The 20204-nt window shown below is 59.1% G+C and carries 22 protein-coding genes; 11 read left to right on the top strand and 11 right to left on the bottom strand.

Annotated elements, in window-relative coordinates; all coding sequences use genetic code 11:
• Nucleotides 1–24: 24 nt before the first annotated feature.
• Nucleotides 25–2028, bottom strand: a complete 2004-nt coding sequence (locus ACTNB2_RS07135; RefSeq protein WP_441044882.1) for a GTP-binding protein — start codon at nt 2026–2028, stop codon at nt 25–27.
• A 245-nt stretch (nt 2029–2273) separates the two neighbouring features.
• Here ACTNB2_RS07135 and mscL point away from each other — a divergent pair, with 245 nt between their 5' ends.
• A complete protein-coding gene (gene mscL / locus ACTNB2_RS07140; protein WP_441044883.1) occupies nt 2274–2699 on the top strand; it encodes a large conductance mechanosensitive channel protein MscL in 426 nt (141 codons plus the stop codon).
• A gap of 118 nt (nt 2700–2817) precedes the next feature.
• On the opposite strand, the gene ACTNB2_RS07145 is transcribed toward mscL, so the two are convergent.
• Nucleotides 2818–3306, bottom strand: a complete 489-nt coding sequence (locus ACTNB2_RS07145) for an N-acetyltransferase (protein ID WP_441044884.1) — start codon at nt 3304–3306, stop codon at nt 2818–2820.
• A 77-nt stretch (nt 3307–3383) separates the two neighbouring features.
• On the opposite strand from ACTNB2_RS07145, the gene ACTNB2_RS07150 reads away from it, so the two are divergent.
• Nucleotides 3384–3680, top strand: a complete 297-nt coding sequence (locus ACTNB2_RS07150) for a hypothetical protein (protein ID WP_441016539.1) — start codon at nt 3384–3386, stop codon at nt 3678–3680.
• 48 nt (nt 3681–3728) lie between these two features.
• Here ACTNB2_RS07150 and ACTNB2_RS07155 read toward each other — a convergent pair whose 3' ends face one another.
• Complete coding sequence (locus ACTNB2_RS07155) at nt 3729–4433, bottom strand: class I SAM-dependent methyltransferase (protein ID WP_441044885.1); 705 nt, start codon at nt 4431–4433, stop codon at nt 3729–3731.
• A gap of 440 nt (nt 4434–4873) precedes the next feature.
• Here ACTNB2_RS07155 and ACTNB2_RS07160 point away from each other — a divergent pair, with 440 nt between their 5' ends.
• Nucleotides 4874–5275, top strand: coding sequence for a hypothetical protein (locus tag ACTNB2_RS07160; RefSeq protein WP_427728325.1), 402 nt, complete (start codon nt 4874–4876; stop codon nt 5273–5275).
• Nucleotides 5276–5404: 129 nt separating this feature from the next.
• Here ACTNB2_RS07160 and ACTNB2_RS07165 read toward each other — a convergent pair whose 3' ends face one another.
• Nucleotides 5405–6220 (bottom strand): putative RNA methyltransferase, encoded by an 816-nt coding sequence (locus ACTNB2_RS07165; RefSeq protein WP_441041819.1) that lies wholly within the window; start codon nt 6218–6220, stop codon nt 5405–5407.
• A 178-nt stretch (nt 6221–6398) separates the two neighbouring features.
• Here ACTNB2_RS07165 and ACTNB2_RS07170 point away from each other — a divergent pair, with 178 nt between their 5' ends.
• Nucleotides 6399–7781 carry an MATE family efflux transporter gene (locus tag ACTNB2_RS07170; RefSeq protein WP_441041817.1) on the top strand — a complete coding sequence of 461 codons (1383 nt, stop codon included), beginning with the start codon at nt 6399–6401 and terminating at the stop codon, nt 7779–7781.
• A gap of 27 nt (nt 7782–7808) precedes the next feature.
• Here the strand turns inward: ACTNB2_RS07170 and ACTNB2_RS07175 are convergent, their stop codons facing one another.
• The gene (locus tag ACTNB2_RS07175) at nt 7809–8270 is read right to left on the bottom strand and encodes a LysR family transcriptional regulator substrate-binding protein (protein ID WP_441044886.1); all 462 of its coding nucleotides are present in this window, start codon (nt 8268–8270) and stop codon (nt 7809–7811) included.
• Here ACTNB2_RS07175 and ACTNB2_RS07180 point away from each other — a divergent pair.
• Entirely contained in the window at nt 8176–8901 is a 726-nt protein-coding gene (locus ACTNB2_RS07180) for a uracil-DNA glycosylase (RefSeq protein WP_154516983.1), read from the top strand. The two genes, ACTNB2_RS07175 and ACTNB2_RS07180, sit on opposite strands and share 95 nt — an antisense overlap.
• A 50-nt stretch (nt 8902–8951) precedes the next feature.
• Here ACTNB2_RS07180 and ACTNB2_RS07185 read toward each other — a convergent pair whose 3' ends face one another.
• The 3 genes from ACTNB2_RS07185 to ACTNB2_RS07195 all read right to left on the bottom strand — a co-directional run bounded on the left by ACTNB2_RS07185 (nt 8952) and on the right by ACTNB2_RS07195 (nt 12134).
• The gene (locus ACTNB2_RS07185) at nt 8952–9632 is read right to left on the bottom strand and encodes an SDR family NAD(P)-dependent oxidoreductase (RefSeq protein WP_427747520.1); all 681 of its coding nucleotides are present in this window, start codon (nt 9630–9632) and stop codon (nt 8952–8954) included.
• A gap of 9 nt (nt 9633–9641) precedes the next feature.
• Nucleotides 9642–10364, bottom strand: coding sequence for a VUT family protein (locus ACTNB2_RS07190; RefSeq protein WP_229770709.1), 723 nt, complete (start codon nt 10362–10364; stop codon nt 9642–9644).
• A gap of 156 nt (nt 10365–10520) precedes the next feature.
• Nucleotides 10521–12134 carry a peptide chain release factor 3 gene (locus ACTNB2_RS07195; RefSeq protein ID WP_427719358.1) on the bottom strand — a complete coding sequence of 538 codons (1614 nt, stop codon included), beginning with the start codon at nt 12132–12134 and terminating at the stop codon, nt 10521–10523.
• 471 nt (nt 12135–12605) lie between these two features.
• Between ACTNB2_RS07195 and ACTNB2_RS07200 the strand changes: the two genes are divergently transcribed.
• From ACTNB2_RS07200 to ACTNB2_RS07220, 5 genes are all read left to right on the top strand, one after another.
• Nucleotides 12606–12986, top strand: a complete 381-nt coding sequence (locus tag ACTNB2_RS07200) for a GntR family transcriptional regulator (protein ID WP_427747521.1) — start codon at nt 12606–12608, stop codon at nt 12984–12986.
• Between the two features lie 23 nt (nt 12987–13009).
• Nucleotides 13010–13891, top strand: a complete 882-nt coding sequence (locus ACTNB2_RS07205; protein ID WP_441041812.1) for an ABC transporter ATP-binding protein — start codon at nt 13010–13012, stop codon at nt 13889–13891.
• Complete coding sequence (locus ACTNB2_RS07210) at nt 13888–14586, top strand: ABC-2 transporter permease (protein ID WP_441044887.1); 699 nt, start codon at nt 13888–13890, stop codon at nt 14584–14586. The genes ACTNB2_RS07205 and ACTNB2_RS07210 overlap by 4 nt, the downstream gene beginning before the upstream one ends.
• Before the next feature lie 449 nt (nt 14587–15035).
• Nucleotides 15036–15911 (top strand): EamA family transporter, encoded by an 876-nt coding sequence (locus ACTNB2_RS07215; protein WP_427796082.1) that lies wholly within the window; start codon nt 15036–15038, stop codon nt 15909–15911.
• 329 nt (nt 15912–16240) lie between these two features.
• Nucleotides 16241–16906, top strand: a complete 666-nt coding sequence (locus ACTNB2_RS07220; protein ID WP_441044889.1) for an SAM-dependent methyltransferase — start codon at nt 16241–16243, stop codon at nt 16904–16906.
• A gap of 83 nt (nt 16907–16989) precedes the next feature.
• On the opposite strand, the gene ACTNB2_RS07225 is transcribed toward ACTNB2_RS07220, so the two are convergent.
• The 3 genes from ACTNB2_RS07225 to ACTNB2_RS07235 form a co-directional block, all read right to left on the bottom strand.
• Nucleotides 16990–18294: a chloride channel protein gene (locus tag ACTNB2_RS07225; RefSeq protein WP_427747525.1), complete on the bottom strand. Its 1305-nt coding sequence runs from the start codon at nt 18292–18294 to the stop codon at nt 16990–16992.
• A 125-nt stretch (nt 18295–18419) separates the two neighbouring features.
• On the bottom strand, nt 18420–18953 hold the full coding sequence (locus tag ACTNB2_RS07230) for a TIGR00730 family Rossman fold protein (RefSeq protein ID WP_441044890.1): 534 nt from the start codon (nt 18951–18953) through the stop codon (nt 18420–18422).
• A 36-nt stretch (nt 18954–18989) separates the two neighbouring features.
• Nucleotides 18990–19415 (bottom strand): potassium channel family protein, encoded by a 426-nt coding sequence (locus ACTNB2_RS07235; RefSeq protein WP_154516963.1) that lies wholly within the window; start codon nt 19413–19415, stop codon nt 18990–18992.
• Between the two features lie 256 nt (nt 19416–19671).
• On the opposite strand from ACTNB2_RS07235, the gene ACTNB2_RS07240 reads away from it, so the two are divergent.
• Nucleotides 19672–20151, top strand: a complete 480-nt coding sequence (locus ACTNB2_RS07240) for a pyridoxamine 5'-phosphate oxidase family protein (RefSeq protein WP_154516961.1) — start codon at nt 19672–19674, stop codon at nt 20149–20151.
• The last annotated feature ends 53 nt before the right edge of the window (nt 20152–20204 follow it).

Below are 20204 nucleotides of genomic sequence, written 5' to 3' on the forward strand. Positions count from 1 at the left end.
TGCGACAAAGAGACTGACCCTCTATCACCTATGGCCGAAAAACTCGACGTCCGCCGCTCGCCAGGGGCGGAAGGTGGCGGGATCGACCTTTACGTGGGCTGCCTCGGGGACGTCGTACCACTTGACCGTGTAGCCAGCGCCGTGAGAGCAAAAGACCGAGTCGGGCGTGTTGGGTAGATCGGCCTCGGGCTCATAGGCGACAGTCTCGATGACGCGCTCGGCATCATGGCATGCCGCATAGCCGGCAAACTCCAGGTACAGATGCCCGCGACCGCTCGTGTAAGCGGCCACCTCCAGCGCATAATCCTGCACCTCAGATGCCGGCACGCGACCCACAAGCTTTGCCCGTTCGCCCGCCATCGTCGGCGGCTCGTAGTCGGCTCCCATACGCGTGGCGTCTGACAACGCCCTGCCCACACACTCCCCCGGCACCTCGAGCTCAAAGCGATACCACGGCTCCAACAGCACCGCCGCGCCAGCCTCACGCGCCTGCATGAGCCCCTGGCGAATCGCGCGGTACGTGGCCTGGCGAAAGTCGCCGCCCTCGGTGTGTTTGGCATGCGCGCGGCCGCCCGTGAGCGTAATGCGCACATCGGTGATGGGCGAGCCGGTCAGCACGCCCAGGTGACCTCGCTCCATGGCGTTTGTGAGCGCCAGGCGCTGCCAGTTAAGATCGAGCTCGTCGGTCGAAGTCACGGTGCCAAACTGCACGCCCGAACCCGCCGGCAACGGCTCCAGGCTCAGATGCACCTCGGCATAGTGGCGCAGTGGCTCAAAGTGGCCCACGCCCTCGACCGGCTGCGAAATGGTCTCCTTATAGAGAATGCCGCCGGGCTCAAACGAAATCGAAAGGCCAAAGCGATCGGCCAACACCCGCTGCACGACCTCGAGTTGCACGGCGCCCATCAGCTGCAGGTGAATCTGCTCCAGATGAGTATTCCAGCTTACGCCGAGCATGGGGTCTTCGTCCGCCAACTCAGTCAGCGCTTTAAACACCGCATGGACATCGTGTTCGCCCGGAAGCACCGTATAGGTGAGGACCGGAGCGATGACGGGCGCATCACACACGGGCTCCGCACCCAAGGCGTCCCCTGGGCGAACGTGCGCAAGACCCGTCACGGCACAAATACCGCCAGCAGCAACTTCTTGGGCAAGCTCATACTTTTCGCCGTTATAGATGCGCACCTGATCGACCTTCTGCTCCCATGCCTCGGCACCGGAACGTCCGCTGATCATCTGTTTTGCACACAGCGTGCCGCCGGTCACTTTAACCCATGCCAAACGCTCGCCGCGATCCCCGCGGCTGACACGATAGACGCGCGCGGCAAACTCCGGAAGCCATATCTGTTCGCGCATCAGCACGCATATGCCATCCAGCAGCTCGCTCACGCCCTGGTCCTTGAGCGCCGAGCCGGCAAAGCAGGGAAAGAGCTTGCGCTCGGCAACCATGCGCGACAGCGTTGCGACGGAAAGCTCACCTGCCTCAAGAAACTCCTCGAGCGCCGCCTCGTCCAACGCAGCAGCGTCCTCCTGAACGGCGCCGCCCTCCAGCAGTTCGTTGGCATCCAGGCAGCCTTCGGAAAGACGCCGCCCAAGTTGTGCCAGCAAAACATCGCGGCCGGGATTCTCCAAATCGATTTTGTTGATATAGATGAACGTCGGAATGTCATAGCGTGCAAGCAGGCGCCACAGGGTTTCGGTGTGCCCCTGCACGCCGTCGTTGGCGCCCACAACTAAAATCGCGTAGTCGAGTGCGCGCAGCGTGCGCTCCGCCTCGGCAGAAAAATCGACATGCCCCGGTGCATCCACGAGCATGACGCGGGTATCACCGTGGTCGAGCACGGCCAGCGACGAGAAAATCGTAATGCCGCGCTCGCGCTCGATCGCGTTAGTGTCCAGATGCGAATCGCCATCGTCCACGCGGCCGCGCTTACGAATGCGACCCGCATCGAACAACATGGCCTCGGCCAGCGTGGTCTTGCCAGCATCGACATGCGCCAAGATTCCAACGACCGCTTGCTTCGACATGGCTCTCCTCTTATTGCAAGCCCGTCGCACGCGGAAACGGGCGCTCTCGTTCCACACTGGATGATACAATTTACGGGCCGGCGGGCGAAGCGGGCCCTATCCCCCGACCGAGCTCATCGCCCCGCGTTGCCGTGCGGCGATTTTCGTAGGTTCGCGCCTTGCGAAAGCCGGCACCTCCCCTTTTTGCCTGCCCGAGCTCATCCGGGGCGGCAACAACGCGAACCCCACAACAGCGAGGAGTCACCATGAAGACATTGCTCAACGAGTTCAAGGAATTCATCAATCGCGGCAACGTGATGGACATGGCCGTCGGCGTGATTATCGGCGGCGCATTCACCGCCATCGTGACCTCACTTACCGATAACATCATCAACCCGCTTATCTCCGTGATTGCCGGCGGTAGCGCTACCGAGATCTCGGGGCTGGTGGTGCCGGGCACTAATATCGACTTTGGCGCCTTTATCGGCTCGTGCATCAATTTTTTGATTGTGGCGGCAATCGTCTTTGCCATCGTCAAGGCATTCAACAAGGCGCAGGAAATCGGCGACAGGCTCGCCGGTGCCACCGCCGAGGAAGCCGCACCGGCGCCCGTCTGTCCGTATTGCCTGGAAGAGGTGCACGAAGGCGCGATCAAGTGTTGCCACTGCGGAAGCGAGCTGCCCCGAGCGTAGGTGCCTTAGAGCCGACAGCGAGCGACATCTACCACCTTGCAAAACAGCGCAGCGATCAAAAATGGCCCCACCCGGGGCCATTTTCGCTTACAAGGAGCGTAGATACGCGCCCCCGCTCTTATGCCTCGCGCAGCCAGTCAAACGCAACACGCGGCGTGCCGTCCGACACATACACGACGCCGGCACGCTCAAACCCCGCTTTAATACTCGCGCCCTGCATGGGCAGGTTGTCCCGATGCGTATCGATACGCAGATGGTCGGCACGCTCTTTGGCAAAGGCGAACATCGCAGCCGCGATACCGTGCACGGAGCCGTCGGACGCCACACGGTGCAGCACGGCGTACGGAGTGTCGCTACGCCATTGCCCGTCCTCAATTACGTCATAGCACTCGTCCGGGCCCGGTAAAAAGGCAAACGTCGCCACCACGCGGCCGTCGACTTCGCACACATAGCTACCACCGGCGGCGATATCGGCAGCCAGCTGCTCGGCAGAAGGCGTGCCCTCGGGCCACTGCGTGGCGTTGCCATGCGCGCGCATAAAGGCACGGGCCGCGTCATAGATAGCCATGACGGCGGGAATGTCGGTATCGAGGGTTTTTCTGATCATCACGCAGCGACCTCACGTTTATTGGTATCACTTTGATTGAGCAATGATACCAGCGTTTGAAGAGGGGCGAGAAGCAGATGGGAAGCAAAAAGCGAGCCGCCTGGTCAAAGGCCAAAAGCGAGTTTTTGGGCGCTGCCACCGGCGGCGCTATGAGCGACCTGTTTGCGCGCGAGGACGAGCGCCGCGACGCCCTGGACGCCGAGCGCGATGAAGCCTGGCGCTACAAGTCGTGCGAGCGCAAAAACCGTTACGGCACACGCGCCGAGGCCGAGGCCGTTATGGCCGACTGCGAAAGCCGCGGGCGGCGTGGTTTGGCCTGCTACAAATGCGAATACTGCGGCGGCTGGCACCTGACGTCGCACCCTTGGAAATAGACCCCGCATCGGCACGACACTGACCGAGCGCCAACCATCGCACGCAAGCTACGGGCGCGGCGGCACCAAAACATCGTAACGAACGGCCTTGCCCGCAAGTTGATAGCTCGGCTTAACGCCGGCAAGCAGCGGCCCCTTCACCGGCCGCTTGATAACGACCTTGCGCGGGCGCACCTCAAGCGCAGCTTCGACCAGCGTCTCCTCATCGGCACACGGCTGTTCCAGATGATGCAAGAGTTGGAACTTCTTTTTAACCGCCGCGCTCTTTGTGCGCTCGGGAAACATGGGGTCCAGATACACCACGTCGGGAGCGGTGAGCTCGCCCTGCCCGATCAACTCAGTTATATGGTGAAGGCCGGCAATGCTGTCCTCGCCCGCATGTAAGCGCATGCGGGCCACGGCAGTCGCAAGCGCCGGATCATCTGCCGCGCGATCCAAGGCATCCTTGAGGAGCGCCGCGATCACGCAATCCTGCTCATACAGATCGACGGTAAAGCCCGCAGCCGCCAGCAGCAGCGAATCCTCGCCAAAGCCTGCCGTGGCATCAATCGCCCATGGGCGCTCGACGCCTTTTGCGCGCGCAGCCTTTACCAACAGCTCTTGCTGCAGACGACCCTGTTTGAGCCGTGGCAGCATGCGGACAAAATCGGCACGCAACTCCATCGTGCCGTCGGTGAGCGTGAGGCCCGCGGACTTCCCGATCAGCTCAAGCCCCGCGGCCCGAGCAACAGAAAAGGGATCGACGACGCCCATGGGTACTCCTTAACAAGCAAAATGAATACGTGAGCGCCGTTTATGCCAGCACCCAACCGTCCGCTATTGTCCCACATGCGACATGGCCCACAGCATCCCAATGCAAAGCACCGCCATCAATCCCGTGCACACGGCAGCGATCACAGAATCGCCCATGCGCCTTCCCAACGACCGCGGCTCATGCACTCGCCCTGCTCCGTACATCATGGCTCCTCCTTAAGAACAGCTCCTTGTTACGGTCTCATCATCGCAGCGCCGCACATGAGCTGCCATCGATTTGGCTTACGTCCAGCTTTCCTTTTTGAAAGGTCGAATTGGGCTGCGCGGGCTCAAGGCGCTTTCAGGCGCACACATCGCTGCGTTGAACTACAATGTGCTTCACCATATGTGCAGCACATGGGCTACGCCAGATCGGCGTACTCGTATCGAAAGGACCAGCCATGAGCTCCGCTCGCAAGACTCTCAAAATCCTTGCCCTCATCTACTTTGTTTTGGGCATCGCCAGCCTCGTCATCGCCGGTATCGGTATCGCCAGGGGCAGCCTCGATTCCACGTACGGGTCGAACGCCATGCTCGCCGCGGTCGTGCTTGTCGTCAAGGGCATTGTCGATCTTTCCGCAGGTGTTGCGGGCATCAAGGGCGCCAACAAGCCCTCGCAGGTGGATAGCGCGTTTAAGCTCGGCATCGTTGCCGCAATCGCCACGATTGCGCAGGCCGTGCTCACGCTTCCCGCACTCGGCGGCAGCGCCGTCAATATCGGCGCCTTTGTCATCGTGGTCTACGACCTGTTCTTTGTTCAGCAGGCGCACGCCGTTAAGGCCGAGAACAAGGACCGCCTGTAGGCACTCGCTTCTCATAACCCCTGCAGCCAAGCAACTAACATGGGCCGATCGCGCAGTAACGCGGTCGGCCCTTTACATTTGCCCAGATAAAACCTGCCAAAATAAACCTGTCCCTTTTTGGCAGGTTGGTTAGCTGTGGCGGTACTCGGCAATGATGAAGTCGATGTCGGTTTTAAGGGTGTCCAGGTTTGCCAGGCGCTCTTTGTCGGTAGGGCGTGTGCGGTAGTAGTACGGCGTCATCTGGAACACCGCCTCGATGTCGGCCTGGGTCTGGAGCGTAATATTCGCGGACACCCGCTGTGTGCCGACCAGTTTAAGCTCCATCGTCTTCGGAAGCTTTTCGTCGTTGAGGTACGGCGTGTCGTAGAGCACCTCCTTGAGCCCAAAGAGATGACGGGCACCCGGCACCACGGTGTAGAGCGAACCCTCCGGCGCCAACACGCGGGCAAACTCGCGCTCGTTAAAGGGAGCAAAGAGCTCGGTCACCATATCGAAGGCGCCATCGGCCACTGGGATGTCTTTCATGTTGGCCACAAAATAGGTCGCATCGCCGCGCCTGGCGGCCAGGCGTACCATTTCTTTGCCCAGGTCAAAGCCATAAGCGTCCACGCCCGGCACCGCGCCCATGGCGCTGGTGTAGTAACCCTCGCCGCAGCAAATATCGAGCAGCGTCATGGGACCGCCTGTAGACGCAGCACGCCCAGAAACCCGTTTGCGCACCAGCTCGACCATTGCATCGCGCAGCGGCGCATAGTAGCCACGGTTCAAAAAGTCACGACGGCTGCGTGCCTGCGACTTGGGATCGCCCATGGAGTCGCCGCTCTTGGACGAACGTAGCAGATATAGATAACCCTCGCGCGCACGGTCAAACCGGTGTCCGCCCGCGCATGCAGCACCGCGCTCGTCGTCCACCAACGGCTCATGGCAAACGGGACACAACAACATGGCAACTCCTTAGCGCGAACAACACAACGTACACCATTGTCGCACGCCTTCCCCACCTAGTCATTGGGGACGTTCTTGAATGACTAGTCGTTTAAGAACGCCCCCAATGACTAGGTGATTAGGAGTATCATCGTCTGCGCAAATAAGCACGAAATAGCACGTTAGAGATTGAGAGCGTATGGCTGATACCGCATCTAAGCACATCGACATGACCACCGGCTCACTGTGGCGCAATATCCCCCTGTTCGCCTTGCCCGTGGCCGCCACGAGCATCTTGGAGCAGCTGTCAAACCTCATCGCCACGGTCATTATCGGTAACTTCTCGGGCGACCAGGGAACCCTCGCCATGGCGGCAGTCGGCTCCAATGTTCCGCTTACCAGCCTTATGCTCAACCTGTTTATTGGCATGTCGCTTGGCTCCAACGTGGTCATCGCCAACGCTATCGGCCGCAACGATCAGAATATGGTCAAACGCGCCGTCCATACCTCGATTTTAATGGCGCTCGTGGGCTTTGTCGTCATCGCTCTGGGCGAGATCTTTGCCGAGCCCATGCTCGCCGCGCTCAACGTTCCCTCCGAAACCATGCCGCTCGCTTCGCTCTATCTACGCGTCTTTTTGCTCAGCATGCCCTCAATCTTGCTCTACAACTTTGAGGCCGCGATCTTCCGCTCCGTCGGCATCACCCGCATGCCGCTGCAAGCGCTTGCCGTGTCCACCGTCCTCAACATTGGCCTGGACCTCATCTTTGTCCCCGTACTCCACTGGGGCGTCGCGGGTGTCGCCATCGCCACCGTCATCGCCTACACCGTCAGCGCCGCTACACTCTTTATCCGCCTGCTCAAGACCGACTCCGTCGTCCGCGTCACCCCGCGCGACCTTTCTATCGACCCCGTCGCCCTCAAGCGCATCGTCAAGATCGGCCTGCCCGCCGGCATCCAAAGCGCCGTCTTTGCCGTCGCCAACATCATCATCCAGTCCGCCATCAACAGCCTGGGCACCGAGGTCATGGCGGCCTCGAGCGCCGCCATGAGCCTGGAGTACGTGTGCTACAACCTGCTCAACAGCTTTAGCCAGGCTTGCACCACCTTTGTGGGGCAAAACCACGGTGCCCGTCAGATCGACCGCTGCACCAAGACCCTTAAGGTCTGCCTGGTCGAAGGCGGTATCGTCGCGCTCACCACGATTATTGTTATTGTCGGCCTGGGGCGCGAGATCTTGTCGTTGTTCAACAGCGATCCCAACATCGTCTCGATCGGCTATATCCGCGTGTGCTCGATCTTCCCTGCGTATGCCTTTAGCATGTTCTACGAGAACATGTCCGGCTACCTGCGCGGCTTTGGTATCTCGCTCATACCCGCCCTTATCACCATGATCTGCGTCTGCGGCATCCGCTTCTATTGGGTATTCTGCGTGTTCCCGCACTTCCGCACCTTTGCGAACATCATGATGGTCTACCCCATCAGCCTGGGCACCACGGCGTTCTTTATGGTCGTGGCGGTACTACTCTGCCACCCGGCACGCACCCATCGCGCTACCCAAGCCAAAGCGACAGCCTGCTAAACACCGCACTCAACGCCACGCCAGTCATTAATTGACAATATGCGAGCTCATATAGTCGATAAAGCGCCTCGTGGCGATAGGCATGGTGTCCCAGCTGCGCCAGGCCGCCACTACGTCGCGTGAGGGGGCGTGCACGATGGGACGTACGCGAATATCGGCCCGCATGCCCTCCACAGTACGACGGTAGAGCATACTCACGCCTAGACCCTCCTCCACCATCGCCATGATGGTGTAGTCGTCGGTCACCTCGCTCGTCACGTGCGGCGACAGCCCATGCGCCGCGAATGCATCGAGCACGTCTCGTAGACCCCGCCCCTCATACAGCCGCGGCATAAAGGCAACCGGTGCGCCTTTACAATAGATGCCAACATAGCATTTGCCATAAAGGAGCTCCATGGACACCGCAACTCGTGACCGCAACATAGCAACTTGGTTGGACGATGCGCCGCAGCCGGTACGTGACACTACGAACCAGCTGCTCGAGCGCATCGCCCTTTTGCGTGCCGAGCAGACCATCTACCCGGCACAAGACGACATCCTCAATGCCCTCGCCTACACGCCGGCCGACCAGGTCAAAGTTGTCATCTTGGGCCAAGATCCTTATCACGGGCCCAACCAGGCCATGGGGTTATCGTTCTCGGTCCCCGCGACGCAAACCAAGCTGCCGCCAAGCCTGCGCAACATCTATAAGGAACTCAAAGCCGATCTGAGTTGTCCCATTCCCGCCACGGGAGATCTGACGCCATGGGCACAACAGGGCGTCCTGCTCCTCAACACTACGCTTACCGTGCGCGAGCATGCCGCGAACTCACACGCCAAGCTGGGCTGGAGTACGCTCACCGACTACGTTATCGAACGCTGCTGCCAGCTACCCCAACCGGTAGTCTTTTTGGCATGGGGCCGCTTTGCCCAGCAGATGGTTGAGGGCAAGCTCGCCGCAATCGACGCGGGCAAAACAACCGGCAAGTTCTGCCTTGCCTCCACGCACCCCTCGCCGCTTTCGGCCAACCGTGCCACGGCAGAACTCCCCGCTTTTATGGGGTCGCGACCCTTCTCGGCAGCCAATCGGCTACTCGAACAGCACGGCTCGACCCCCGTCAACTGGACTTGTCTCGGCTAAAAATCGATACATCAAAAACGCGCCCGACGGCTTTCCATCGGGCGCGTTTCCTATTCGGGCCAAATAAATTGTGTGCGGCCGGCCTCGCCGCCATCAATGAGCAGGCTCTGCCCGGTCATAAACCGGTTGGTCACGCCCACAAAGTAGATCCACTCGGCGATCTCTTGGGCGGTTGCCCAGCGTTTAAGCGGCGTAAGCTCCATAATCTGGTTCCACAGGTGTTCGTCTTCCATCACGCAACGATTGAGCGGCGTGATAACGCCACCCGGGTCCACACTGTTGGCGATGGCCTGCGGTGCCAGGCGGTTTGCAAGGTTCTTGGTGTAGGCGATAACGCCGCCCTTGCTGGCAGCATAGGCGGGAAACTCCGATCCCGTATGCCCGCTCGCCGACCCCACATTGACCACGGATTTGATAGCGGGCGCCGGCTTGGCAGCAAGCCCCTCCCCCACAAAGGCGTAGCGCTCGGTCACGTTGATGGTGCCACACAGGTTGGCGGCGATATCGTCGACCGAATCCTGCGTACCCGCAACGTTCACGATCACTTGGGGTTCAAGGTCGCCTGGAAACGAGCCCGGCTCGCGGACATCAACAATCAGATGGCGGTAGCGCTCGTGTTCGATCACCGCCGGCAGCAGATCAAAGCCCACGACCTCGTGGCCCTCGTCCAAAAAGCGCCGCACGCACGCGGCTCCGATACCGCCCGAAGCGCCCGTAATCAAAACCCGCATACTTGCTCCTTAGGCGGTTGCGTGGCGCTTGAGGTACTCGGCGCCCACATTCTCACGCTCCCAGCCGCGCACGACCTTGTAGCCCACGGGGCTCAGGAAGACCTCGCACAGCAGCTCGGCGACAGCGCCGGTCAGCGAGCACATAAGGACCTGCACCCAGGTCCAACCAAAGAACGTGTGGCTCACCACAATGGCAAAGACCAGGTTGTCGATAAACTGGCCAACACCCGTGGACACATAGGAGCGGAAGGCGAAGCTCGCAAAGTTATTCTTTTTGAGCATACGGCCGAGCGACTGGTTGAGCGTGGAGTTAACCACGGCAGAAACGAACATTGCCAGCGAAGAGCCCAGCACCACGTACCAGGTGCCGCCGATGGTGGCGTTAAGGGCGGTGTTGACCTCGATCATGCCCGTGTCGTAGTAGGCGCCCCACATACCGGGTGTGAGCGAGCACGCCCAAAAGCACAGGCTCACGGCAAGGTTGACCGCCAGTGCGAGGATAGAGATTTTGATGGATGCCTTGGCGCCAAAGCGCTTGCAGATCATGTCCTGGCACAAAAACGAGACCCAGCTCACCACAAAGCCGCAATCGAGTGCCAGATACGGCAGGCTGATGAGCTCTTTGTTGGCCAGCAGGTTCATCATGATAACGCTCACGAAAAACAGCGAAACCGTTGCCGCGGGAATGCTCCGCAACAGGACCTTGTAGTCCTCCATGACCTTCTTGATCATTATGTACTCCTTTGGTTTTAGGTTTAACGAGCAGGATATCGGACCCGAACTGCTCGGACGCCCCGGTCTTGAGACGACGGTGGGCATGATAGCCGCTCACGCGGCATCAGGCAAGCAGGCAGCGCGGCAGCCCCGCAGGGCCACCGCGCCGATGCGTTAAAAGACTACGTTGCCAAACTCCGACAGGATAAGGTCGGGATTGTGGTCGGTTGCCCAATCCACGTTCCACGGGCTCGTAAACAGCAACAGCTTGCCACCGCGCATGTCCTCGACGCGCAGCGTGTCGCGCGTGAGCGAAAGGCCCGGGATATCGATGGTGTCGGGGTCGTTCTGGATCCAGCGAATGTCCGTATAGGGCAGCGGCTGGCGACGAACCTCAACACGGTACTCGGCCTTGAGGCGGCGCTCGAGTACCTCAAACTGTAGCACGCCGACCACGCCCACGATGACGCTCTCCATGCCGGCACCAAGCTCGCGGAAGATCTGGATGGCGCCCTCCTGGGCAAGCTCCTCCATGCCCTTGACGAACTGCTTGCGTTTGAGCGTGTCGACCTGCGTAATGCGAGCGAACATCTCGGGGGCAAACGTCGGGATCTGCGGATACTGCACATGGCGCTTGCCGGAGCACACGGTGTCGCCGACGCTAAAGATACCCGGGTCGAACAGGCCCACGATATCGCCCGCGTACGCCTCGTCCACGATGGCGCGGTCGTCGGCCATCATCGACGTGCCCGTGGCAAGCTTAAGCTTGCGGTTGCCCTGCACGTGGAAGGCATCCATGCCGCGCTCGAACTTACCCGAGCAAATGCGCACAAAGGCGATGCGGTCGCGGTGGTTCTTGTCCATGTTGGCCTGGATCTTAAACACAAAGCCGCTAAAGTCGTCGCGGCAGGGATCGACCGGTTCACTGGTAAGCGTATCGGTATAGGCACGCGGCGTCGGGGCCAGACGCAGGAACTCCTTAAGGAAGGGTTCCACGCCAAAGTTGGTAAGCGCCGAGCCAAAGAACGCCGGGCTCAGCTTGCCGCAGGCCACGGCATCCAAGTCGAGCTCGTCGCCGGCGCCATCGAGCAACTCGATGTCGTCCATCAGGTTCTTATGGTTCTCCTCGCCGATGAGCTCATCCATGGAAGAATCGCCCAGCTCGGCCTCGACCTCGGCGACCTTCTTGGTGGCGTTGGCGTGACCGTCGCCCTCAAAGGCAATGACGCGACGGGTCTGACGATCGAACACGCCGCGGAAATTGCGGCCGCTGCCAATCGGCCAGTTCATGGGATACGTATTGATGCCCAGGACATTCTCGATCTCTTCCATGAGCTCAAACGGATCGCGAGCCTCGTGGTCGAGCTTGTTCACAAAGGTGAAGATGGGAATGTGGCGCAGCGTACAGACCTTAAAGAGCTTCTTGGTCTGGGCCTCGACGCCCTTGGCGCCGTCGATGACCATGACTGCGGCGTCAGCGGCCATAAGGGTACGGTAGGTATCCTCCGAAAAGTCCTGGTGACCGGGGGTATCGAGGATGTTGACGCAGGCGCCGTTGTAAGTGAACTGCAGCACCGAGGAGGTGACGGAAATGCCGCGCTCCTTCTCGATGTCCATCCAGTCCGAGACGGCATGCTTGGCCGAGCTCTTGCCCTTGACCGAGCCGGCGGTCTGGATGCTGCCGGTATAGAGCAGCAGCTTCTCGGTAAGCGTGGTCTTACCGGCATCCGGGTGGCTGATGATCGCGAATGTGCGGCGCGACGAGATTTCATCCGACAGGCTTGCCATGCGGATCCTTTCTTGCATTGAGTGCATTACGTCGTTGTAACCGCACTATTGTAGCCGCGAAATTCCGCTCTAGGGCGCCTATCAGGACAAATTCATCAGTTGGGGCCTGTGTAGCAGTCGATGACGGCACTCCGCAGCAGTTTGTCTCGATCAGTAACATCTAGACGGTTTTTGAACCTCTACCTGTTACAGATTTAGACAAACAGGTGGGCGTCCCAGAAAGATCTCGATCTGTAACATCTAGCAGCCAAAAACTTCTCCAGTTGTTACAGATTGAGACAACCAGGTGGGGCCCACCAGCAAAATCTCAATCTGTAACAGGTAGCCGTCCAAATCGGTTCCAGATGTTACAGATTGAGATGAATGAACGAGCGGACAATCCCTATTTACCTCTTGCATAACTGTGCATAGTGTATATATACTGTGCTTACCGGTTATATACACGTGTAGCCCAACAGCTAAGGAGCCGCTGTGGACATCATCCTATCCAATTCGAGCGACAACCCCATCTACGAGCAGATAACCTCGCAAGTCAAAGCTCAGATCTTATCGGGCACGCTCGCTGCGGGAGCCAAACTCCCCAGCATCCGTGCACTCGCGAGCGACCTGGGTGTGAGCGTCATCACCACCAAGCGTGCCTACGCCGACCTAGAGCAACTCGGGTTTATCTGCACCGTGCAGGGCAAGGGCTGTTTTGTCGCCGAGGGCAACCAGGAGCTCTTGCGCGAAAACCAGCTATGCCATATCGAAGACCTGCTTGCGAAAGCGGCGAGCCAAGCCGAAGCCTTGGGCGTCACGCGCGACAAACTGCACGAAATGCTCGACCTGGTAGCCCCCGAAACCATGCAGTAGCCATCTGCAAGAAAGGCTATACCATGCAAAACTTGCTTGAACTCAAAGGCATCTCACGCGCTGTAAGCGACCGCTTTTCACTACGCGATGTCACTCTCGCCGTGGAGCCCGGCCAGATTGTTGGCTTTGTGGGCGCAAACGGCGCCGGCAAGACAACGACCATTCGCGCCGCTCTCGGGCTTATCAAACTCGATGCCGGCGAGGTGCACCTGTTTGGGCAGCACTGCGGCGCCGACGCGCCCGGTGAAGCGCAGCGTTGTCTGCGCACTCGTGTCGGCCTCGTGCTGGACACGTGTCCTTTCCCTTCCACACTCAAGGTGACCGAAGTTGAGGCACTCGTAAGCCCGGCGTACCCCACCTGGAGCCACGACACCTTCGCCAGCCTCATCGACCGATTTGGCCTTGATCCCAAGGCGAAGGTCAAGGACCTCTCCCGTGGCATGGGCATGAAGCTGCAGCTTGCCTGTGCGCTCAGTCACAAGGCCAAGCTGCTCGTTTTGGACGAAGCCACCGCGGGTCTTGATCCCATGGCACGCGAGGAGCTGCTCGATGAGCTGCTTGCCTTTGTCGCCGACGGCCAGCGCAGCGTGCTGCTCTCGAGCCACATTACGTCCGACCTCGATCGCGCTGCCGACCGCATCATTTGCATCGATAACGGCTCGATTGTGTTTGACCTGCCGCGCGAGGACATTACCGACCGCGCCGGCATCGCCCACTGTACCCAAGCGCAGGCCGCCGAGCTTATGGCTTGCGTCGAAGGCGCCCGTGCCTCCCACCACGCTTATAGCGTGGACGTGCTCGTGCCCAACCGTCGCGAAACGCTCGAGGCCTTCCCCGAGATTCCCTGCGATCGGGCAACCATTGACGATTATCTACGCCTCACGCTGAAAGGGGCTTCGAAATGAAACGCGCCTTTATGTCCGAGCTCGCCATCGTTCGCACGCTTGTCCCAAGCATAGCGGGCGTCGGCCTGTTCATATTCGTTGTGCTGACCCTCGCCAACACGTCAGGTGGCGACTCCGGCATGAGTGCCGGCGCCTGCGCGCTCAGCGCCATGTCACCCATCATGGTCATGAGCTCGCTGGCAGGCTTCGACAATCAAAACGGATGGGAGCGTTATCGGGCAACGCTGCCCCTCACGCGCAAAGACATCATCTGCGCACGCTACCTGAGCATCGTTGTCTTCTCGGCCGTCATGACGTGCGCCGCCACGCTTTTGAGCATCGCCTCCATCCCGCTCTTCAACAGCGCGGGCATTCCTTCGACCGGACAGACGGTCTTTGAAATCGCAATCGCCTCGGCAGCATCGATGCTTATCTCCCTCATGATGGTGTTTTTGGCGCAGCCGCTGTTCTTTCGATTTGGACACATGGAGGCGCTGCGCCTATCCGTTGGCCTGTTTGCCCTGCTCGGATGCCTTGCCATGGCCACGTTGAGCTCCTCCAACCCCATCAGCAACTGGCTCATGTCGATTGCCGGGGCGAATCCCGATCCCACCGTCCTTGGCTGTCTGTGTGCAGGAACTGCAGTACTGGCGCTCGCACTATGTGCAATCAGCTGCGCTGTCAGCACCAAGGTTTATCGAGTACGCGATCTGTAATCGACGGCTAAAAAAGCTTAGGTGGTACCCCGCTTATTTTTTCAATGAAACGAGGCGGCATAGCGTCACCACCGCCCTTCACAGCAGGCCGTCTAGTTCTTGGCAACCAAAAGACACCGTCAGCATATCGAAGGTGAATACTTTTCCGAGAAGTGAACGAGTAAAAACAGTGCCCTGTAGCATCGACATTTTTAAGGACTCAATTCCTGCGGTTTTTGTCTAAGAATCCTGCAGTTTTGTTCGAAAAAAGTGTGCATGTTCCAGGGGTCCAGATTTACTCGTTCACTTCGCGGAAAACCATTCACCTTCGATTCGAGCCTTAACCAAATGCCCTCTCGAACTATGTCCCCTGTCTCACCACAGCGATATCAAAGCTTCATGGCGGGACGGTATCATCGGACGAGCGCCGTAAATCTGGCGCGGTCGTTCTTTGGGGAGGCATTTCACCCGTGTCGTGGGTCGCAGCAGCATTTGTGTCGGCTTTCTTTGCCGGCGTCACATCAGTCCTGGCCAAATGCGGCATCAAGCAGACCGACTCCGATGTCGCGACGGCCATTCGCACCTGCGTGGTGCTCGTTTTCGCCTGGGCAATGGCGGGCATTTCTGGATCCATTGGAACCATCGGCAGCATCGAACCCAGATCTTGGCTCTTTCTCGTCCTCTCGGGACTCGCTACCGGTGCTTCGTGGATCTGTTACTTTAAGGCGTTGGGCATCGGAGACGTCAATAAGGTCGTACCGGTCGACAAGATGAGCACCGTACTCGCTGCACTGATCGCCATCGTGCTTTTTGGCGAGACGAGCAACCTTGCGGTTAAGCTCGTGGGAACCGCTGTCATCACCCTCGGCACGTTTTTAATGATCGAGAAGAAGCAGTCTGCCGGACCCGAGCGGCAGCAAGACCGGACCTGGCTCGCTTACGCCCTCGGCGCCGCCGTGTTCGCGGCGCTCACGTCCATCCTTGCCAAGGTTGGCATCGAAGGCGTCGAGTCCAACCTGGCCACGGCAATCCGTACCTGCGTGGTACTGGTTATGGCATGGGCAATCGTGGCAGCTAAAGGCAAGATGGGCCAAGCCGTGCACGTAGACCGCTACGAACTCGTATTTCTCGCGGCATCGGGCATTGCGACTGGCGCATCGTGGCTGCTGTGCTACTACGCCATCGCCACAGGCCAGGTGAGCGTCGTGGTGCAGATCGACAAACTATCGATTGTCGTATCGGTACTATTTGCGCGCCTGGCATTCAACGAAAAACTCTCACGGCGCAGCGCCATCGGTCTCGCCTTCATCGTCCTGGGCACCGCCGCGCTCGCGATTTGGAAATAGCGCCGGTGCCAAGCGAGATCTAGACGCTCGCAAATCCGTGACAAACGGCATATCCCGGCACGCCCGTGACGTTTTACAATATAAACGTCACGGGCCTCGGCTCAGTCTCGATCATCCAAGGGGATGTCTTTTTGGTCATTGTTCTTTAGGGAACGGTCAATCGCATAGAACCACGAAAACGGCCGTCCAACGGCCGTGGTTTGTTGCGCCGTTCCGCCTCCGTCATCTGCCATTTTTGCACCTGATAGGAAAGAACAATGCAAACCCAGGAATCTCAATCCTTCCCAAAAGCAACTAGCTTCGGCGCGACACTCGTACGCCCTAAGATTATGGGCCCCAATCCCCTCAAGCTCTGCGAAGAGCTGCTTCGCGATGTGCATATCCCCTGCGGCGTCCGCGTCTGCGACCTTGGATCGGGCACCGGTATCACCAGCGCCCTACTCGCCCGCGAATACGGGTTTGACACCTACGCCGTCGATCTGTGGAGCGACCCCGTCGAAAACCGTGCGTTCTTCGATTCGCTCGGTATCTCGCGCGACACGATTCACCCTGTTAAGGCAGACGCCTCGCAGGGGCTGCCGTTTGAGCACGACTATTTTGATGCGGTCGTAAGTATCGACTCGTACAAATACTACGGCCGTGACCCACACTATCTGGGTGAGCGCCTACTCCCCTACGTAAAGCAAGGCGGGATGCTCTACTTAAGCATCCCCGGCATGGTTTACGACTGCCACGACAACCTGCCCGTTTGCCTGCTCAAATCCTGGACACCCGAGCAGCTCGACTATATGCACGACATAGCCTGGTGGCGCGCCATGATCGAGCCGACCCCTGGCGTCGAGATTGTCTCGATGCAGCCTATGCTCTGCACGGACGAAGCATGGAAAGACTGGCTCGCCTGCGACAACGAGTACGCAGCAGGCGACCGCGCTGCCGTTGAAGCCGGCGCGCTCGAATACCTCAACACCATCGCCATTGTGCTGAGGAAGCTCTAAACATTAGCCGCGCGAGGCCGTAAACAAATGGCCTCGCGCGGCTTCTTCAAAACGAGTTCTGAACAAACGCAAAGCGCAATATGCTACTTGCGCAGCGGCTTGGGCAGCGGAATGCCGGCGGCGATGGCTGCGGCGATGATCATGCAGACGATGCCCTTGAGCGGGAAGCACATGAGCAGCAGGCCCACGACCATAACGGGTTGGCGCATGACGGCGCCCATCGTCGAGGCCGTGCAGACGGCGACGCAAAAGACCGGATCGGCGCCGGTGAGGATGGCAAGACCATAGCCCAGGCTTACACCCGAGAAGATAACCGGGAAGAAGTGACCGCCACGCCAGCCCATATTGATGAGGGCGGGGGTCAGCATAGCCTTGACAAGACCGGTCGCGATAAGCACGCCGGCGGGAATGGTCAGATAGGTTTCCATGAGCACATCGGCCTGGGTCTCGCCGGCAAACATGGTGTAGGGCAGGAGCGTGCCACAGATGGCGAGCGCCAGACCGGCCAGCATGGCCTTGACGACAGGACGCTCCCCTATTGCATGGGACAGCGCTTCGCTCGCGTGCTCGGAGACAAAGTACAGCCAACCGCAAACGGTGCCGAGCAACGCCAGCGGAATGAGCCAGGCAAGCTCCAGGTTGCCCACCTCGGCGGACTCGAACCTGGGCATGCCCATGCCGCCGCCCACGAGCTGGCCAAGCAACAGGTAAGTGCCCAGACCGCCGGCAATCGCAATGCCGTAGACCACGGTCTTTTGCGCCTTGGGCAGCTTGATGGTGATCTCGTCGGACGCAGACTCATCGTCGGCATCTTCGCCCTGGCCGTCGGCGCTACCGGCGAGCGGCGCCACAAAGCCAAAGACAGGCGCGGTAAAGAGCGCCGTCAGGGCAGCCTGGGTACCCAGCAGCGTGAGCTCCCTAAACTCGGCGCCAAAGCGACGCATGCGGTCGCCGACCCAGCTGCACAGGCCCGCGATAACGCCGGTCAGGCCGGCCTCCGGTCCAATACTTCCGCCAAACAGCAGCGGCAGCAATGCCGCAAGCGAAAGCTTGCCCAGATTGTCGTACGGGTAGCGCCCATCTTGCTTGACCTTAGCCATCACCTGATTGAGGTTATCGGTCTTGGTGTCTGTCATCTTTTCGTACAGACCGATTAACAGGCCGCCCAGCAGGCAGACAAAAAACGGGTACGGCAGAAAGCCAAACGGGCCGCTGGCGAGCTCGGGCGAAGCGACGCCCAGTGCGTGCGGAATCTCGGTCCATAGATAGTCGATGCCATGCTCCATCACAAAAAAGAACAGCCAGACCGCGGCACCTGCGAACGCACCGGTCACGGCAACGCTAACTAAAAACAGCGCGCGGTTTGTAGGTTTAGCGAGCTTATCCATCGGGTCCTCCCGCGGTCAAAGTCGACATAGATACGTTTTATTGTAGAGCGAATGTGGCCCAGACAAGCCAACCGTCTGCGCTGCAAACGGAACCACCGGGGGCCACAGCGGGACAGGCTCAAGGCTTATCCGTTGATAATTGATGCGATTTCGTACAGATCCTCGGCAAAGTAAATGCCTTGCTGGCGCCGTGGGCTTGATAAACCCTTATCAATCATGTGTCCGAGCAGCGCCTTGAGGTCGTTGTAGTAACCGTCCAGGTTATACAGGATGCACGGAGCACTCAGGTGCCCCAACGACACCGCGGACATAACCTCGGCAATCTCCTCGAGCGTGCCCGTCCCACCGGGAAAGGCAATGAACGCATCGCCGAGCTCGATCATCTTTGCCTTACGCTCCACCATATCGCTCGTCACGATGAGGTCGTCGATACCGTCATGTTGAAACTCGGCCTCGATAAAAAAGCTCGGCTCCACACCCGTCACGTGCCCGCCGGCATTAAGCACACTATCGGCGAGCGCGCCCATCAGGCCCGATTTGGATCCGCCGTACACGAGCGCGTGCCCGTTGGCGCCAATCCAGTTGCCCAGCTCCTGCACCGCAGGCAGAAACGCCGGGTCATTGCCGATACTGGCACCCAGATACACGGTGATATTCAAATTCAGTCCCCCTCATCGTGACGCGCGGCGCCCGTTTTAGCGCTGGCGCCGGCGATATTCACGCACGCGGCGCGACAGATCGGCGAGCTCGTCACGATCGAGCTCTTCCAAATGCTCAAGATCATCCATAAAGCGCGCCATAGTGTCCTTTTGATGCATCTTGATGAGCATATTGCAGTAGCTCACCGCCACGCCCGTGAGCATGGCAATGTAAAAAATGCTGATAACGCTCAGGACGACCGTGATGACACGGGCGACCGGCGTTTCGGCCGGAATGTCGCCAAAGCCGATCGTCGATACGGTCTCAAAGCTAAACCAAAGGCCATCGCCAAACGTAAGAGTTGTTGGCTCAGAAAGCCAAACAGCCATTGAACACAGAAGATAAAAGACGAGAAAAAGGCCCGTGATGCGCACGAAACCGGCTTGACGCAACACATCGGCCAGCGTCCTCAGCTTTTTCATCGAGACCCCCTTTTTTCAGGACAAGCAATCGCTTTTGGTCGGTATTGTCCCACGCCTCCCCCGCAAACGGAACCAGCCATCGAGAATGCCCCTAGACGACGAGTTGTGAGGGACAATCCTTCCACAACAAAAAAGTGCGTTTCAATCTGCGACAAATAGGATGTTCCCGTCGGCCTCGCAGCCTGAACTAGTATCTTGATATAGACATACCACCCACCGCCGTGCACGCAACACGCGGAAAGAAAGGAAACCCACGATGTTTAGACCTCTTCGTAGAAAGAAGCGTGCTATCACCGATCAAGAGGCACGAGAGCTGCTTGTTAATTGCAAACGCGGCATTTTTGCCGTCAACGGAGACGACGGCTATCCTTACGCCATTCCCGTTAACTACTACTTTGACCCCGAGCACGACAAAATTTACTTTCATGGAGCCAAGGCGGGGCATAAGGTCGATGCACTCAAACGCAGCGACAAAGTCTGCTTTACCGTCTATGGCAACGATTGGTACAAAGACGACGACTGGGCACCCTATGTTCAAAGCACCGTGGTTTTCGGCCGTTGCCGCCTCGTGAACGATGACCCGGCGTTTGTCGAAGACAAAGTCCGACAGTTTGCCCTCAAGTACTATCCTTCTGCCGAAGAGGTCGAAGAGGAGATCAAGCAAAGTATCAGGGGCGTCCAGCTGTATGAAATTACGGTTGAACACCTTTGCGGCAAGCAAATTCAAGAAAAGTAGCAAACGTGGAAAACGCGCTCGCAACCCTCTGCGCCCTATGCGCCCACGCACGT

The organism is Collinsella sp. HCP28S3_G2, from assembly GCF_052065125.1.
In the GTDB taxonomy this organism is placed as follows: domain Bacteria; phylum Actinomycetota; class Coriobacteriia; order Coriobacteriales; family Coriobacteriaceae; genus Collinsella.

What these genes read in the sequence shown, in the direction of transcription:
- ACTNB2_RS07185 (WP_427747520.1), bottom strand. Translation starts at nt 9,632, where the DNA reads ATGCGGGTTTTGATTACGGGCGCTTCGGGCGGTATCGGAGCCGCGTGC.
- ACTNB2_RS07220 (WP_441044889.1), top strand. Translation starts at nt 16,241, where the DNA reads ATGGGCCCCAATCCCCTCAAGCTCTGCGAAGAGCTGCTTCGCGATGTG.
- ACTNB2_RS07165 (WP_441041819.1), bottom strand. Translation starts at nt 6,220, where the DNA reads ATGTTGTTGTGTCCCGTTTGCCATGAGCCGTTGGTGGACGACGAGCGC.
- ACTNB2_RS07135 (WP_441044882.1), bottom strand. Translation starts at nt 2,028, where the DNA reads ATGTCGAAGCAAGCGGTCGTTGGAATCTTGGCGCATGTCGATGCTGGC.
- ACTNB2_RS07210 (WP_441044887.1), top strand. Translation starts at nt 13,888, where the DNA reads ATGAAACGCGCCTTTATGTCCGAGCTCGCCATCGTTCGCACGCTTGTC.
- ACTNB2_RS07235 (WP_154516963.1), bottom strand. Translation starts at nt 19,415, where the DNA reads ATGAAAAAGCTGAGGACGCTGGCCGATGTGTTGCGTCAAGCCGGTTTC.
- ACTNB2_RS07225 (WP_427747525.1), bottom strand. Translation starts at nt 18,294, where the DNA reads ATGGATAAGCTCGCTAAACCTACAAACCGCGCGCTGTTTTTAGTTAGC.
- ACTNB2_RS07145 (WP_441044884.1), bottom strand. Translation starts at nt 3,306, where the DNA reads ATGATCAGAAAAACCCTCGATACCGACATTCCCGCCGTCATGGCTATC.
- ACTNB2_RS07155 (WP_441044885.1), bottom strand. Translation starts at nt 4,433, where the DNA reads ATGGGCGTCGTCGATCCCTTTTCTGTTGCTCGGGCCGCGGGGCTTGAG.
- ACTNB2_RS07150 (WP_441016539.1), top strand. Translation starts at nt 3,384, where the DNA reads ATGGGAAGCAAAAAGCGAGCCGCCTGGTCAAAGGCCAAAAGCGAGTTT.
- ACTNB2_RS07160 (WP_427728325.1), top strand. Translation starts at nt 4,874, where the DNA reads ATGAGCTCCGCTCGCAAGACTCTCAAAATCCTTGCCCTCATCTACTTT.
- ACTNB2_RS07180 (WP_154516983.1), top strand. Translation starts at nt 8,176, where the DNA reads ATGGACACCGCAACTCGTGACCGCAACATAGCAACTTGGTTGGACGAT.
- ACTNB2_RS07170 (WP_441041817.1), top strand. Translation starts at nt 6,399, where the DNA reads ATGGCTGATACCGCATCTAAGCACATCGACATGACCACCGGCTCACTG.
- ACTNB2_RS07205 (WP_441041812.1), top strand. Translation starts at nt 13,010, where the DNA reads ATGCAAAACTTGCTTGAACTCAAAGGCATCTCACGCGCTGTAAGCGAC.
- ACTNB2_RS07190 (WP_229770709.1), bottom strand. Translation starts at nt 10,364, where the DNA reads ATGATCAAGAAGGTCATGGAGGACTACAAGGTCCTGTTGCGGAGCATT.
- ACTNB2_RS07175 (WP_441044886.1), bottom strand. Translation starts at nt 8,270, where the DNA reads ATGCGCTCGAGCAGCTGGTTCGTAGTGTCACGTACCGGCTGCGGCGCA.
- mscL (WP_441044883.1), top strand. Translation starts at nt 2,274, where the DNA reads ATGAAGACATTGCTCAACGAGTTCAAGGAATTCATCAATCGCGGCAAC.
- ACTNB2_RS07240 (WP_154516961.1), top strand. Translation starts at nt 19,672, where the DNA reads ATGTTTAGACCTCTTCGTAGAAAGAAGCGTGCTATCACCGATCAAGAG.
- ACTNB2_RS07195 (WP_427719358.1), bottom strand. Translation starts at nt 12,134, where the DNA reads ATGGCAAGCCTGTCGGATGAAATCTCGTCGCGCCGCACATTCGCGATC.